The sequence below is a fragment of the Candidatus Desulfofervidus auxilii genome, from assembly GCF_001577525.1.
In the GTDB taxonomy this organism is placed as follows: Bacteria; Desulfobacterota; Desulfofervidia; order Desulfofervidales; family Desulfofervidaceae; genus Desulfofervidus; species Desulfofervidus auxilii.
This window is the reverse complement of record NZ_CP013015.1, coordinates 312,758-326,589: the sequence shown is the minus strand read 5'-3', so window position 1 is coordinate 326,589 and position 13,832 is coordinate 312,758. Positions and strand designations below refer to the sequence as shown.

Annotated in this window: 15 protein-coding genes, 2 tRNA genes, 1 other RNA gene and 2 pseudogenes; 14 read left to right on the top strand and 6 right to left on the bottom strand. The window is 37.2% G+C overall.

The features are described 5' to 3' along the window. Positions 1-18: 18 nt before the first annotated feature. The 11 genes and pseudogenes from HS1_RS13850 to HS1_RS01665 form a co-directional block, all read left to right on the top strand. Positions 19-251: pseudogene (locus tag HS1_RS13850) on the top strand (hypothetical protein); the annotation flags it as partial. A 1-nt stretch (position 252) separates the two neighbouring features. Next, a partial coding sequence (locus tag HS1_RS13540; RefSeq protein WP_245669979.1) for a transposase occupies positions 253-567 on the top strand: 315 nt, incomplete at its 5' end. Positions 568-1,059: 492 nt separating this feature from the next. Next, positions 1,060-1,311, top strand: a complete 252-nt coding sequence (locus HS1_RS01705) for a hypothetical protein (RefSeq protein WP_156469345.1) — start codon at positions 1,060-1,062, stop codon at positions 1,309-1,311. Continuing rightward, entirely contained in the window at positions 1,308-1,712 is a 405-nt protein-coding gene (locus tag HS1_RS01700; protein WP_066060439.1) for a type II toxin-antitoxin system VapC family toxin, read from the top strand. Before HS1_RS01705 ends, HS1_RS01700 begins: the two co-directional genes overlap by 4 nt. 190 nt (positions 1,713-1,902) lie before the next feature. Beyond that, complete coding sequence (locus HS1_RS01695) at positions 1,903-2,925, top strand: aspartate-semialdehyde dehydrogenase (protein WP_066060438.1); 1,023 nt, start codon at positions 1,903-1,905, stop codon at positions 2,923-2,925. Continuing rightward, positions 2,926-3,462: a 16S rRNA (guanine(966)-N(2))-methyltransferase RsmD gene (gene rsmD, locus HS1_RS01690; RefSeq protein WP_066060437.1), complete on the top strand. Its 537-nt coding sequence runs from the start codon at positions 2,926-2,928 to the stop codon at positions 3,460-3,462. It abuts the gene before it with no gap. Between the two features lie 7 nt (positions 3,463-3,469). Further along, entirely contained in the window at positions 3,470-3,970 is a 501-nt protein-coding gene (coaD, locus tag HS1_RS01685; protein WP_066060436.1) for a pantetheine-phosphate adenylyltransferase, read from the top strand. Positions 3,971-3,998: 28 nt separating this feature from the next. Beyond that, positions 3,999-4,790 (top strand): lipoate--protein ligase family protein, encoded by a 792-nt coding sequence (locus HS1_RS01680; protein ID WP_066060435.1) that lies wholly within the window; start codon positions 3,999-4,001, stop codon positions 4,788-4,790. Next, positions 4,787-5,626, top strand: a complete 840-nt coding sequence (gene lipA, locus HS1_RS01675) for a lipoyl synthase (protein WP_066060434.1) — start codon at positions 4,787-4,789, stop codon at positions 5,624-5,626. The genes HS1_RS01680 and lipA overlap by 4 nt, the downstream gene beginning before the upstream one ends. Positions 5,627-5,671: 45 nt before the next feature. Beyond that, positions 5,672-5,875 (top strand): annotated as a pseudogene (locus HS1_RS01670) (cyclase family protein); the annotation flags it as partial. A gap of 138 nt (positions 5,876-6,013) precedes the next feature. Further along, on the top strand, positions 6,014-6,391 hold the full coding sequence (locus tag HS1_RS01665) for a cyclophilin-like fold protein (protein WP_066060432.1): 378 nt from the start codon (positions 6,014-6,016) through the stop codon (positions 6,389-6,391). Positions 6,392-6,815: 424 nt separating this feature from the next. Here HS1_RS01665 and HS1_RS01660 read toward each other — a convergent pair whose 3' ends face one another. Continuing rightward, positions 6,816-8,234, bottom strand: a complete 1,419-nt coding sequence (locus HS1_RS01660; RefSeq protein ID WP_066060431.1) for an APC family permease — start codon at positions 8,232-8,234, stop codon at positions 6,816-6,818. Between the two features lie 122 nt (positions 8,235-8,356). Between HS1_RS01660 and lpdA the strand changes: the two genes are divergently transcribed. Next, on the top strand, positions 8,357-9,751 hold the full coding sequence (gene lpdA, locus HS1_RS01655; protein WP_066060430.1) for a dihydrolipoyl dehydrogenase: 1,395 nt from the start codon (positions 8,357-8,359) through the stop codon (positions 9,749-9,751). Here lpdA and rnpB read toward each other — a convergent pair. From rnpB to HS1_RS01630, 5 genes are all read right to left on the bottom strand, one after another. Further along, an RNA gene (rnpB, locus tag HS1_RS01650) (RNase P RNA component class A) lies at positions 9,745-10,149 on the bottom strand. The genes lpdA and rnpB overlap by 7 nt on opposite strands. Then, positions 10,147-10,566, bottom strand: coding sequence for a ribonuclease HI family protein (locus tag HS1_RS01645; protein ID WP_066060429.1), 420 nt, complete (start codon positions 10,564-10,566; stop codon positions 10,147-10,149). Before HS1_RS01645 ends, rnpB begins: the two co-directional genes overlap by 3 nt. Next, on the bottom strand, positions 10,541-11,287 hold the full coding sequence (locus HS1_RS01640) for a zinc ribbon domain-containing protein (RefSeq protein WP_066060428.1): 747 nt from the start codon (positions 11,285-11,287) through the stop codon (positions 10,541-10,543). Before HS1_RS01640 ends, HS1_RS01645 begins: the two co-directional genes overlap by 26 nt. A 15-nt stretch (positions 11,288-11,302) precedes the next feature. Continuing rightward, on the bottom strand, positions 11,303-12,091 hold the full coding sequence (locus HS1_RS01635) for a Nif3-like dinuclear metal center hexameric protein (RefSeq protein ID WP_066060427.1): 789 nt from the start codon (positions 12,089-12,091) through the stop codon (positions 11,303-11,305). 100 nt (positions 12,092-12,191) lie between these two features. After that, positions 12,192-12,267: transfer RNA gene (locus HS1_RS01630), tRNA-Ile, on the bottom strand. A gap of 84 nt (positions 12,268-12,351) precedes the next feature. Here HS1_RS01630 and HS1_RS01625 point away from each other — a divergent pair. Beyond that, positions 12,352-12,427 (top strand) — tRNA-Val (locus tag HS1_RS01625). Between the two features lie 459 nt (positions 12,428-12,886). Further along, positions 12,887-13,819 carry an SIR2 family protein gene (locus HS1_RS01620; RefSeq protein WP_216638267.1) on the top strand — a complete coding sequence of 311 codons (933 nt, stop codon included), beginning with the start codon at positions 12,887-12,889 and terminating at the stop codon, positions 13,817-13,819. The last annotated feature ends 13 nt before the right edge of the window (positions 13,820-13,832 follow it).

Sequence of the window (13,832 nt, the reverse complement as noted above, 5' to 3'; positions counted from 1 at the left end):
AAAAAACAGGCCTCTTTAATGTTAGAAAGTCTTCGCAACACAAAATACGTCGAAGAACTGGCAGATATATACAAAACGATTATATCATCTCATTCTCGGCGTATTTTAGAACTAAAAGAGGAGATTGAGATGTTGGATAAGAAGCTGGAAAAGCTAGGAGAAAAGAGTTCTGAGGTCAAGCGTTTAAAAAGTATCTCAGGAGTAGGAACAAAGCTTTCAAGCAGATTGGTCGGAGAAATTGGAGATATCAANAGATTTAAAAACGAGAGGCAACTTGCGATCTATTGTGGTGTAGCCTGTATAGATGATGAGTCTGGTAAACACAAAAGGACAAGAGTTGTATATAAGGCTAATAAGATATGTAAAGCAACTATGATTGAAATTGCGGGCTGCACAATTCGGTATGTTTCAGAATCCGCTACTTACTATGCTAAAAAACGGACTGAAGGGAAAGAGCATAACCATGCCTTGCGCTGCCTTGCTAGACAATTGATAAAAGTTATTTTTAAGATGTTAAAAGAAGATCGAGACTATATCTTAAAGGAGGAAATGGAGAAGGCTGCTTAAAAAATATTTCCATTTTTTACTTGACTTTTTAAATGGAAAGTTCAAACCTACAAAATACAGTTAAGAAAATAGAAAACAGAAAATAGAAAATAGAAAACGGGAAACGGAAAACAGAAATTCCCAATTCTAACGTGTAAATGTGTGAATGTGTAAACGTGTTAACGTGCATAAAGAAGGAAATAGGAAAAGGAAAATAGAAAATAGGAAACAGAAAATAGAAAATAGAAATTCCCATTTCCCAGTTCCAACGTGTTAACGTTCTAACGTGCAAACGTGTAAACGTGCTAACGTTCCAATTTAACAGAAGGCGATTTTGCATTTATCAATTTGCATTCTGCATTGAGCCATCCTGCCTGTCGGCAGACAGGTGCGCTTAACATTTGGATCTCCGTTAAAATTACTTTGACGAAGTCCTAAGAAATATAAAGAGGGATATTGACAAGATATAATCCCAATGATATGTATGTACATAGAAACTTTAGGGGTTTAGAGATGCCAGTTAAAAGATTAAATATTGAGCTACCTTTAGATCAATATGAATTTCTCCGCAAAGAGGCTACTGCAAGAGGAATTGCCATCTCCCGGCTGATTAGAGAGCTTATAGCAAAGCACCGTCAATCCCTTACAGAAGAACTTAAAAAAACCTATAAAAATGACCCCTGGTTCCGGAGACGTGGTTCCTTTGATGGGCCGGATGATCTAGCTGAAAAGCACGACCTTTATCTATATGGCAAAAACAGATGATCTTCATAGATACTTCTGCATTCCTGGCCATAGAGAATCGAAGGGATGCTTATCACAAACAGGCTCTGGCATACAGAGATACTATTCTCCAGTCGGGGCTGGGCCTGATTACTACTGATTATGTTCTTGATGAAAGTTACACCATTATTCGCCTTCGGGCAGGTCATGCTGTTGCTGTCCAGTTTGGTGAAGATATCCGGGCAAGTCGCATTATCCAGATAGAATATATGACCTCAGAACTTCTTGAAGAGGCATGGCGTATATTTAAATCATTTGCTGATAAAGAATTTAGTTTTACAGATTGTACCAGTTTTGCCTTAATGGAATACCTTCATATTGATACCGCTTTTACCTTTGATGGTCACTTTAGCCAATATGGCAAATTTATTGTGAGACCATAAAGTCTTTGAGAAATTGGAGTCTAACCTACAAAATACATTTTATAGAGGTATTTTGCAATGTAATATACTGAGACCCATAAATGGTGGACAGGTGTCCAAAAATCAATCGTGGATTTTGGGGTCTTTACAATATTTTGAAAAAAGATAAAATTTGTTCATTAGTTGTATTTCTAAGCATGGGGGATATTTTATGAAAGAAGTAAATGTGGCTGTAGTAGGAGCAACAGGTGCTGTGGGTAATGAAATGGTTAAAACTTTGGAACAAAGGGCGTTCCCTGTAAAGAATTTATATCCTTTTGCCTCTAAAAGGACAGCAGGTCAAAAGATTAACTTTCATGGAGAAGCAATAAAAGTAGAAGAACTAACCGAAGAAGCAGTAAAATCAAAAGACATAAAAATTGCTTTATTTTCAGCAGGTGCAAGTATAAGTAAGCAATTTGCCCCTATTTTTGCCCACCATGGGGCAGTAGTAGTAGATAATTCTTCTGCCTTTAGGCAGGAACCAGATATTCCTTTAGTGGTGCCTGAAGTCAATCCCCATGCCATTGCTCAATATAAAAACAGGGGAATTATTGCTAATCCTAATTGTTCTACCATCCAGATGGTAGTTGCGTTAAAACCTATTCATGATGTAGCCCGGATAAAGCGGGTAATTGTAGCTACTTATCAAGCCGTCTCTGGCACAGGTAAAAAGGCTATAGATGAACTAGAAAGACAGGTAAGGGAATTATTTAATCTCCAACCTGTTACCTGCGAAGTTTATCCTTATCAGATTGCCTTTAATTGTCTGCCCCATATAGATGTTTTTTTAGAAAATGGATATACCAAAGAAGAAATGAAGATGTTTTTTGAAACCAGAAAGATCATGGAAGATGAAACCATTACTGTCAGTGCTACTTGTATCCGAGTGCCTGTATTCTATAGCCACTCAGAAGCAGTGCACATGCAGCTAGAAAAACCCATTTCTCCAGAGGAAGTAAAGAGTCTTTTGGCTAAGGCCCCGGGAGTAAAAGTAGTAGATGACCCAAGTAAAAATCTTTATCCTCTGGCCATAGAGGCAGCAGGTAAAGATGAGGTATTTGTGGGAAGAATAAGAAAAGACTTGGCTTTTGAAAATGGTATTGCCATGTGGGTGGTATCAGATAATATTAGGAAAGGAGCAGCCCTTAATGCTGTCCAAATTGCGGAAGTTCTTTTGGAGAAATATTTATAAATGCGTGTCATTACAGGTAAATACAAAGGCAGACGTTTATCCTCATCCACCGTTTCTTTTATAAGACCTACGAGTAATATAGTAAAAGAGGCTATTTTTAATATCTTTCCTGATATCTGGTCTTCAGCCAATGTTTTGGATCTATATGCAGGCACGGGCAGTTTAGGCATAGAGGCCTTGAGCCGGGGGGCAAAACAGGTTGTTTTTGTAGATAAAAGCCAGGCTGCCATACAAATCATCAGAAGGAATCTTTCAAACTTAGGCATAGAAACACAGGCAATTTTTTATAAACGTGATGTCCTAAGAGGTCTGAATTTTTTAAGCCAAACTTTTCAGATAATTTTTATGGATCCTCCTTATGAAAAAAACTATGTGGAAAAAACACTTCGCTTAATCAAGTTCAACCCCCAACTTCTTTCTAAAGAAGGACTGATTATTATTGAACATTCTCCTAAAGAAAAATTTTCATTTATGGATTTTTCTTTGGTTACCCTTAAACAATATGGACAAACAAACATTACTTTTTTAAAAAAATAATTGAAAAATGGAAACCACAGCCGTTTATCCTGGTTCTTTTGACCCTATTACTAATGGGCATTTGAGTTTAGTGAAGAGAGGGTTATTGATTTTTGATAAAATCATTGTGGCTATTGCTGAAAACCCGGATAAAAAACCTGTTTTTACGGCAAATGAGCGATTAGAAATGACCAAGCAGGCAATTTTAGAAACTATTTCAGAAGCAGATAGGGTAGAAGTAGATATCTTTAAAGGTTTGCTGGTGAATTATGTCCAGAAAAAAGGAGCTAATATTATCTTAAGAGGTCTTAGGGCTGTATCTGATTTTGACTACGAATTGCAGTTAGCCTTAATGAATCGGCGTTTAAATCGAAATATCCAATCAGTATTTTTGATGACTGATTTTAAGTGGCTTTTTTTAAGTTCTACCATTGTTAAAGAGGCAGCCAGGCTAGGGGGTAATGTGGAAGGCTTAGTGCCTGATATAGTCTATCACAAGTTACAAGAAAAATTTAGAAAAACCATATAACCTTCATTGATTTTCAAAAGTCTATAAAATGAAACCATGGCGATTTATTTATTCGGGCCTTTGCGACCCATATACCAATATGGCTATAGATGAAGCAATATTATTGAATTATAGTTCAGGGAGAGTATTACCTACCTTGAGGATATATGGCTGGAATCCACCTGCTTTTTCCATAGGTTATTCCCAGAAAGCCGAAGAGGTGTTGGACTTAGAAAGATGTAAAAAAGAGGGAGTTCTATTTGTAAGGAGAATCACTGGAGGGGGAATCATTTTTCATCATTTAGAAGTAACTTACAGTTTGACTTGTTTTAAGCAAGAGATTAATGCCTTTGGTTCAGTTAAAGATGGATTTAAAATTATATGTTCTTTTCTCCTAAATACCTATAAAAAATTAGGACTTATCCCACATTTTGCGATTGATATTAAACCGCCTGCTTTAGGAAAATCTCCGTTCTGTTTTAGTTCTTATGAGGACTATGATATTATGGTAGGGGGTAAAAAGATAGGCGGTAACGCTCAGAAGAGAAAGAGAGATTTAATCTTTCAACATGGTTCTATTCCTTTAGAACTAAAAACAGACATTTTTATGCCCTATTTACGGAACAAAATAGATGGATTGGAAGAAAAAGTTTGTTCTTTAACAGAGGCCTTGGGCAGAGAAATAACGTTTGAGGAGCTTGCAGATACTATTAAAAAATCTTTTAAAGAAACTTTTTCTATAGATTTAATAGAACAAGGGCTTATTCCTGAAGAGGAAAAATTGGCCCTTAAATTAAAAAAAGAAAAGTACGCTACTGATGATTGGAACCTTAAGAGGTGAAAAAACCAGCCTGGCTGAATAAAAAGATTGATTTAAAAGTATGCCGTGCCTTAAAGTTGCTTTTAAAGGATTTGAATCTGCATACTATTTGTGAGGAAGCACATTGTCCCAATATTTCTGAATGTTTTTCCAAAAAGAGGGCTACGTTTCTAATCTTGGGAGATATCTGCACTAGAAACTGCCTTTTCTGTGGAGTAAAAAAGGGGAGACCTAAACCAGTAGACTCAGAGGAGCCAGACCGGGTAGCAGAAGCTGTTTACCGATTAAGTTTGAGACATGTAGTAATTACTAGTGTGACTAGGGACGACCTCCCAGATGGAGGGGCTGAACATTTTGCCAAGACTATTTTTAGCATCAGAGAGAAGATGAAAAACATTATTATTGAAGTCCTTATCCCAGATTTTAAAGGAAACAAACGAGCAATTAAAAAGGTAATAGAGGCAAAACCAGATATCATTGGGCACAATCTGGAAACAGTGCCCAGGTTGTATTCTTATGTGCGTTCCATGGCAAACTATTCCCGTTCTTTGGAAGTATTAAAAAATATTAAAACATTAACTAAAGGTATTTATGCCAAATCAGCTCTTATGCTGGGTCTTGGTGAAAGAGAGGAGGAAGTGTTAGAGGTATTTAAGGCCCTTCGTGGAGTAAATTGTGATTTTTTAAGTATAGGCCAGTATCTACCACCTAGCTTAAAGGCATTTCCAGTAAAGGAATATATTCATCCCAATAAGTTTAATTATTATAAAAAAAAGGCCTTAGCATTAGGCTTTCTCTATGTCGCTAGTGGGCCTTATGTCCGTAGTTCTTATCAAGCAGAGGAGTATTTGAGATAAAAGGGGTCTAATATGAAGAAATAGTTAAAAATGATTATAGTAGCTACTTTGGACACAGACCCAGGGATTAAGACTAGTAAGGGCATTTATGAATGTGAGATGTATATTTTATCCAAAAATCATTATCAAATTGAGCTTTTAGCAAATCTAGACAAAGTGCCTGAAAAAGGGGCTATAGTCATTGTGAGTTTCCCAAAACCACAAAGAGGTTCTGGATTTCCTGCCCGTGTGTTTGCTATTCTTCCCTAGCTCAATTGGAGAGAGCCTTCTCCCATGAAACCTGTTTATAGTTCTCTTTAATTAATCCTTTTGTAGAGAACATTGACTGGGGGTCAATACAGGTATAGACATAAAAATGAGCACTGTTTGTTTAAGTAGGAATCCAGGATGCCGGTGCAGATAAAGATAGTAATAGCAGATGTTGTTTTAGAAGCGCAGCTTTTTGATACCGAATGTGCAAAAGCGATTGTACAGGTACTCCCAATAGAGGCAAGACTTCATGAATGGGGAGATGAGTTTTATTTTGAGATACCTGTTAAAATGCCTCCTGACGAGACAGCAACGATAAAAGTGGAAGTGGGTGATATTGGATACTGGCCTCCTGGGAGAGCACTTGCAATATTCTTTGGACCAACTCCAATGAGTAGGGACCAAGCTCCTGTGCCTGCAAGTGAGGTAAATCTCGTGGGGAAAATTACTGATGACGCAGTTCTGCTCAGAAAAACAAAGGGTGCAGCTAGAATTAGAATTGAAAGGGCACAGTAGCTACTTAAGGCCTTTTGCTAGTTTTTTCTTTGTTTTAAAGTTTTCAAAAAGAGATAAGCTCAAAAAAAATATAAGCAGTAGAGTGCTCATTGAATTTTAAAATCAGAGGTAGGTGGAGATGGCAATGCAGAAATAGGCAAATTGCCTTCAATGCCCAGACTCGCTCGTATATTTTATATTATTAAAAAGGGTAAAAGACAATGGAAAAACTAAATGAAGGGCACTCGCTGTTGGACTTGGTGTTTCCTAGGGAATTGGTATGCTATTTATAGGTTGGGCATCCATATTTGGCTGGGGAACGAAATTCGTTGAAGTGATGTCATCAGTTTATATTGGTTTTACATTCACTTTTTAGGTGGCATCATTGGGGCAATATGGGGATTTATTGATGGTGCAAGAGGAATTGTTTGTGAAACGCTGTGTCCTAAGTTTTGATGTTTAGGTATTCACCAAGCAAATTTCTGGCTATTTTTTCTTCTCCAAGCTTCTTCCATCTTTTTTGAGAAAGAATATACATAATCGCCCCCAACACAACCCATACAACTAATAAGGTGTATTCATAAGGCCACATAAGACTTAGGGGAGTTCCTGGAATGAAGGAAATGGCAAATATCAAAATTACTATCGTTAAGGATATAGGACTAGTTATAAGAATAAGTGGAGCCTTGTAAGGTCTTGCAAGACTTGGGTATTTTCTTCTTAGTCTCAGCATCGATAGGACACATAATGTCCATGCTATACCTATACTCACTCCTCCAATGTCTAAAAACCAAACCATGGCCCTTTTACCCAACATACCAAAGGCAACAGCTATTATGAGCACGAATATAAGCGCATTTTGGGGTGTTTTGCGGCTTTCATCAAGAGAAGCAAAAGTAAGTGGCATTATACCTGCTCTTCCCATCACAAATATGGTTCTTGAAGCAGCCAGCATAAGTCCATTGAGGCTGGTGAGCATACCTAAAAGTGAAATCAGCCAAGCCATCATTCCCAAAGGTCTGTAGAAAAGATAAAATTCGTCAATCATGCCTTTTTCTAGTTTTACGGTATCTTGCCAAGGAAATAACACTGCACCACCAGCCATCATGAAAATATAGAACAACCCTGCTATAAACACTGATAATACAATCACCTTCCCGAATGTTCTTTCATTTACAGCACTTTCCTCTCCAAGCATGGTTAATGAAGAAAATCCCGTTAAATAGGTCATTGCCAAAAGAGCAAATCGTATTGTGCACTTTAAAGGTGCCTGCCCTTTTAGAAAAAACGGTTCCATATTATGGACTGAGCCATAGATTATGGCTACAAAAAACAATATTATGCCAAGTCCTGCCAATAGAAGAGTCATAAAAAATTGAGGTAAGCTGGCCAGCCTGACACCTTTATAGTTCAACATGAAGAAAAAAATGAGAAGGAAAATGCCAAGAGATAGGCTAGGCAAATATACGGGCGTGCCAGCCACTGTCCAAAGATGAATAGTATTGAGCTTGGGAAAGAACCAGTCAAAAAGGTAGCCTGCAGCCGGTACATAAAAGGATACACAGGTAGCATAGGCGGTAAATAATGACCACCCTGCTATAAATGCTCCTTTTAGACCAAAGGCCACATAAGCAAAGACTATTTCTCCACCTTCTCTCTTTAATGCTGAGCCCAATTCGGCATAGGAAAAAGAAACAAAAACACCCATGACAGTGGCTAAGAAAAAACCAAAAATCACACCCCCTGGTCCATACTCTGCATAAAATTTAGTATTTAAATAAACCCAACTGGTGCCTAAAATACCACCTACCCCTATAGCCAGCAGTTCATACCACGTAATTATTTTCTTTAGGCTGCGTTTCATCTAATATTCATGCATAAATATTTTAAGACAAATTTACCACCATCTCCTTATATTTAAAGATTGACATATGGAGAAGTTTACTTTAGCTTGAAAAAAACTTGCTTTATTATGAGTGAAGTAAAATGAAAAAAGAATTTGATGTCCTTGTCATCGGTGCTGGGCCTGGTGGATATACTGCCGCCATTCGAGCTGCCCAGTTGGGTGGTAAAGTAGCCATTATTGAAAAGCAAGATTTAGGTGGAACCTGTTTAAATAAAGGTTGTATTCCTACCAAAGCACTCATAGCCAGTGTTCATACTTTGCATTGTCTAAAAAAGGCAGAAGAGTTTGGTATCATAGCTAAAAACGTAAAAATTGATTTTTCTGCTATCATGACCAGAAAGGAAAGAATAGTAAAACGATTAAGAACCGGAATAAAAAACCTACTTAAAAGCTATCACATAGAGGTTATAAAAGGACAGGCATATTTTGTTTCGCCTTCCACAATAAAAATAGAGGATAAAACTCTTGATATAAAAAAGTGCATTATTGCCACAGGTTCTGTTATTTCTGAAATGCTGGGTATCAAAATAGATGGTCAAAACATAATAACTAGTAATGATGTAATTGAACTTGAACAAATTCCTTCTTCCCTACTTATTGTGGGAGGAGGAGTAATAGGCCTTGAGTTTGCTTGTATTTTTCAGGGTTTGGGAAGTAAGGTCACTATTGCTGAAGCATTATCTAGTATTTTGTCTAGTGAAGACAGGGAAATTTCTAAGGCTTTAAAAAGTATTCTGGCGAAAAGAGGCATGGATATTAAGACCAAAACTACTGTAAAGGAAATAAATCTCAAGGATGGCAAGGTAGAAGTTGTTTTAAATTCTGGAGAGAATATTGAAAAAATACTAGTGGAAAAGGTAGTTATAACTATAGGTAGGAAACCACAAATTAATAATTTGGGTTTAGAGAATGCAGGTATTTTCTGTGAAGATGGGAGGATTGTAGTAAATAATAAGATGGAGACAAATATAAAGGGAATATATGCCATTGGTGATGTTATTGGAGGGCCTTTTTTGGCGCATAAGGCCAGTGCAGAGGGGATAGTTGCCGCAGAAAATGCCCTGGGCAGACAAACATTAATCGATTATAGAGCTATACCGCGGTGTATATTCACTATTCCTGAGATAGCAAGTGTAGGCATTAGTGAGGAAGAAGCGAGAAAAAAGGGATATAAAGTAGCTATTGGTAAGTTTCCTTTTATGGTCAATGGAAAGGCAATAACTACAGGAGACACCACAGGATTTGTAAAAGTAGTGGTAGATAGAGAAACTAATGCCATTTTGGGGATTCATATCCTGGGTCTGCAGGCTACGGAGTTAATCACTCAAGCATCCCTTGCTATCAGGCTAGGATGTACTATTAATGAGTTAAATAGAATAATTTATCCCCATCCTACTTTAAGTGAGGCCATATGGGAAGCAGCTCAAGATGTTTACCAAAAGGCCATAGATTTGCCTAAATTTAAAGGGAGTTAGAGCAGGCTATAAGCCGAGTTCTGTCCTTGAACAAAGTCACCTTTGTTCAAGTAATGGCCATTCCTCTGGGGCATTGATTGCTCAATGCCTCTAGCGACCTACCCGAGGGCGTCGGGCGGACCACCCTTATCCTTTTCAGGATTGCCCTCCTATTTGGTCTTGCTCCGGGTGGGGTTTGCCTAGCTCTGGGTGTCACCACCCAGACTGGTGAGCTCTTACCTCACCGTTTCACCCTTACCCGCACCCCGTGGAATTACTTCCATGGGGCCGCTGGCGGTCTATTTTCTGTGGCACTTTCCTTGGGGTCACCCCCAGTCGCTGTTAGCGACCACCCTGTCCTGTGGAGCTCGGACTTTCCTCCCTCTGAATATTCAGAGGGCGGCCATTCACCTACTCTAACTCCCTTTGATAGCTAAATTAGCTAATTTATCAGCTAGCTTGTTTTTTTCTCTTTTTATATGGTAAATTTCGTAACAAAATTGGCGTAATAATTCTTTAACTTCATGGTGAAGGGCCTTCAAATTTTCTGCCTTCACCTTATAAATGCCTTTCAAATGATTAACTACTAATTGGGCATCCATATAAATATATAACTTTTTTATTCCATGTTGGCAAGCGGTTTTAAGACCCCAAATAAGGGCTAAATATTCAGCTTCATTATTGGTCTTTTTGCCCAAATAAACTGATTTTTGAACGATGATGCTTCCATCTGGGGCAACCAGAACAATACCTGCACCAGATTCACCTGGATTGCCATGGCTGGCCCCGTCAGTATAAAGGGAGTAAAACCTATTGTTCTGCCGCTTTTGGTTCACCAGTATTTTTTTCTAATAGTCCTTTCCAATAAATAATTCGTTGACAACTAGGGCAAGTCATGAGTTTATCACACTTTAATAATTCATTGTAATTCTGGGGAGGAATGTGCATATGACAACCCTCGCATACAGCATCATTCACACTTACCACTGCCCGGCCATTACGGCGTTTTCGGATAAAATCATATCGGGATAACAAGTTATCAGGTAGTTTTTTAATAATTTCTTGTCGTTTTTGTCTTAAATCAACTAAACTTTTCTTTAACTTTGTAAATACAGTTTCCAGCCGTTTTTGTGCTTTTTTTAGCCTTTCCTCTAAATCCTTTACTTTTTTATCTTTTTCCGCTACTATTTTTTTTGCTGCCTCTACTTGGTCTAAGGCAATTAAGATTTTTTCCTCCCATTCTGATACTTTCTTATTTAGCTCATCAATCTCTGTTAATAAGGCCTGATATTCTTTATTAGTCTTTACCTCCATCATTCTTTGTTTACTTTTTTTAATTCGTTCCTCACATTCTTTAAGTTCCCATTCAGCATCCTTTTTGTTTTTCTCTTTTTGGGCTAGTTCTTCTTGGGCTGTCTTCTGTTCTTGGTAGGCTGTTGCTAACTCTTGTCTTAAAGCAGTAATTGCCTCCGGCTCTGCCTCTAATTCCCCATTAATTTGTTTTATTTCAATGTCTACCTCCTGTAATTTAATTAGGTTTAAAAGAGTTTCACGCAAGTTCTGACCTCCTTATTAATAATATTTAAAAGGCGATACTTCCTCAAAAATTAAAATTTCGACATTTTCTTTCTGTTTATCTAAAAAATCCTCTATTTTTTCTTTTAGGAACTTCAAAATAAATTTTTCTGATTCATAATGACCCACTTCTAACACCAACATAGGAATGTTTTCAAAAAGCCGAGCAGGATGATATTTTATTTCTCCGATAACAAATGCGTCTAGGCCTAAATCCAGTGCTATAGGGATCAAATCACCGGCACTCCCACCACATACTCCTATTTTCTTAATTTTTTCTTTTTTACCGATAACGCGCACCACTGGACATTGAAGTTTTTGCTTTACTAATTGAATAAACTGCTCCGCTTCTATAACTTCAGGCATTTCTCCCCACCGACCAAAACCGGTATTTGGAAATTGTTTTGGAGAGAGTATGCCTTTAGACTTTATGTTCAATTGGAATAAAAGGGCATCACTCACTCCTTCAGGAATACTATCTAAATTGGTATGCATAACAAAGAGGCCAATATCTTGCTTAATCATAGTTATGAGTAATTCTCCCACAGGTTCAAAGGGAACCAATCTCTTTAGAGGGGAAAAAATCAGTGGATGGTGAGTAATAAGCAATTGGGCTTCTCTTTGGATAGCATAATTTATGGCTTTTGTTGAAGGGTCTAAGGCAATAACAATTTTTTTAATCTCTTTATTTTTATCACCACATTGTAAACCTACATTATCCCAAGGCTCTGCCAAATCCATGGGAACAATTTTCTGCAAATACTCCACAATATCCCCAGTTTTCATATCTCAAAAATTAAAAAGGTGCGCTTTTAACGCACCTTTTTAAGCATTTTCAAATTTTACAGTATGTTTTCGTATCTTAAATAATAATTTCATTAGCCCTTGGTGGGCCCACCAGGATTTGAACCTGGGACCTTCCGGTTATGAGCCGGTGGCTCTGCCAACTGAGCTATGGGCCCCTTTTATAATAATACAACCAAACCCTTCTTTGTCAACCTTTCCTCTTGCCAAATAAATATAAATTTGTTATGTTAGAATTGATTGGGCGGTTAACTCAGTGGTTAGAGTGCCATCCTCACACGGTGGAAGTCGCTGGTTCGAATCCAGCACCGCCCACCAATTCTGTTGTCATTTTACTTCTAAAAAACTCATTGGATCTGAACTCCCACTTTCTTTGATAAATATGCTATTTATTAGGATAATTTTAAACGGTAGATAGGGAGAAAAGACAAAAAGTATAGTTTTTACCTTTATCTATAGGCCAATCTGTTACTATTGACAAGATATCTTAAAAACCATAACTTTGCAGTGTTAAAAGTTTGCAATGGAGGACATGAGTGTTCCTGGAAAAACCTTGGATGCTAAAATATTTGATTGAAAATGAACTATTTATAACGTGTCCACTTCTCCCAACTGATAGGTTCATCCGGTATTGCAGAGATAAGGAATTAACCATATCTTAAAAGGAGTAACCTTAATATTAAGGTTAATGTAAGTAACATGGCAAAAAGGAACATTTTGATTTTGACAGGAGCAGGTTTTGGTAAAGATGCAGGTTTACCGCTTGAGGAGGAGATAATGCCTTTTGGTGTGAAAGTTTGCGAAAAGAAAAAGCCAGAATTATTAGAAGGTCTAACCAAACAATGGCAAAAGATTGATAAATCCAAGTCTTTTAAGGAATATTCTTTTGAAGAAGCACTTACAAAAGTAATTTTGGAAGAACAACTATCATTCAGAACCGAAGAGGAGAGACTTGAACTTTTAGATATAAAATTGGGGATTTTAGAAATCTTAGTTCAATCCTTGAAAAGACCTTTAATGTCAGAGTCAGAAATACCAAGGCACTACTTTGATTTTATATACAGATATAAGGATTATGCACACTTTGCTACATTAAATTATGACTATTTAATCGAAAAAATCTTAATTCAAGAGAAAATTCCTTGGAATTATGGAATAGATGTAGATGAAAATGATTTGTCCTTAGGACATTCTTACCTTAAAGGAGAAGAGGGGGATTTACCTGATGTATTTCGTTATTATAAATTACATGGCTCTTTCAATTGGCATTTCTGTTGGCGTTGTCAAAATATCAGAATTTCAGATTTACGGGATTTCGGAATCTCAGGGGAAACCTTTTCAAAAACAGATCGGTTTACCCAATTGTGTGATAAATGTGCCCACAATTCTGGTCAAGCGGTATTACAACCCCTGGTTATCCCCCCTTCTGCAATTAAATATTATAATATCCCAATTTTTTTAGAACTTTGGTTTATTTTCACCAGGATCATCCAACAAGTCGAAAAAATTATCCTTATCGGATGTTCTGTCCGAGATGATGATACAATGTTGATTCAGGCACTATACAATTTGTCTCAAAAGAATCCTAACCTTCGCAAAATCGTTGTTATTAATCCAGACAAAAGGATTGAAAATAAAGTGCGAAGTTATACTAATTTTAATAATATTAAGTCTTATACTTTGCTAGAATATTTCTTGAGGATGGACTGAATTGATTGCCAGC

Coding starts and splice junctions, on each gene's coding strand:
- HS1_RS01705 (WP_156469345.1), top strand. CDS start 1,060: ATGCCAGTTAAAAGATTAAATATTGAGCTACCTTTAGATCAATATGAA.
- HS1_RS01700 (WP_066060439.1), top strand. CDS start 1,308: ATGATCTTCATAGATACTTCTGCATTCCTGGCCATAGAGAATCGAAGG.
- HS1_RS01695 (WP_066060438.1), top strand. CDS start 1,903: ATGAAAGAAGTAAATGTGGCTGTAGTAGGAGCAACAGGTGCTGTGGGT.
- rsmD (WP_066060437.1), top strand. CDS start 2,926: ATGCGTGTCATTACAGGTAAATACAAAGGCAGACGTTTATCCTCATCC.
- coaD (WP_066060436.1), top strand. CDS start 3,470: ATGGAAACCACAGCCGTTTATCCTGGTTCTTTTGACCCTATTACTAAT.
- HS1_RS01680 (WP_066060435.1), top strand. CDS start 3,999: ATGAAACCATGGCGATTTATTTATTCGGGCCTTTGCGACCCATATACC.
- HS1_RS01665 (WP_066060432.1), top strand. CDS start 6,014: ATGCCGGTGCAGATAAAGATAGTAATAGCAGATGTTGTTTTAGAAGCG.
- HS1_RS01660 (WP_066060431.1), bottom strand. CDS start 8,234: ATGAAACGCAGCCTAAAGAAAATAATTACGTGGTATGAACTGCTGGCT.
- lpdA (WP_066060430.1), top strand. CDS start 8,357: ATGAAAAAAGAATTTGATGTCCTTGTCATCGGTGCTGGGCCTGGTGGA.
- HS1_RS01635 (WP_066060427.1), bottom strand. CDS start 12,091: ATGAAAACTGGGGATATTGTGGAGTATTTGCAGAAAATTGTTCCCATG.
- HS1_RS01620 (WP_216638267.1), top strand. CDS start 12,887: ATGCCTTTTGGTGTGAAAGTTTGCGAAAAGAAAAAGCCAGAATTATTA.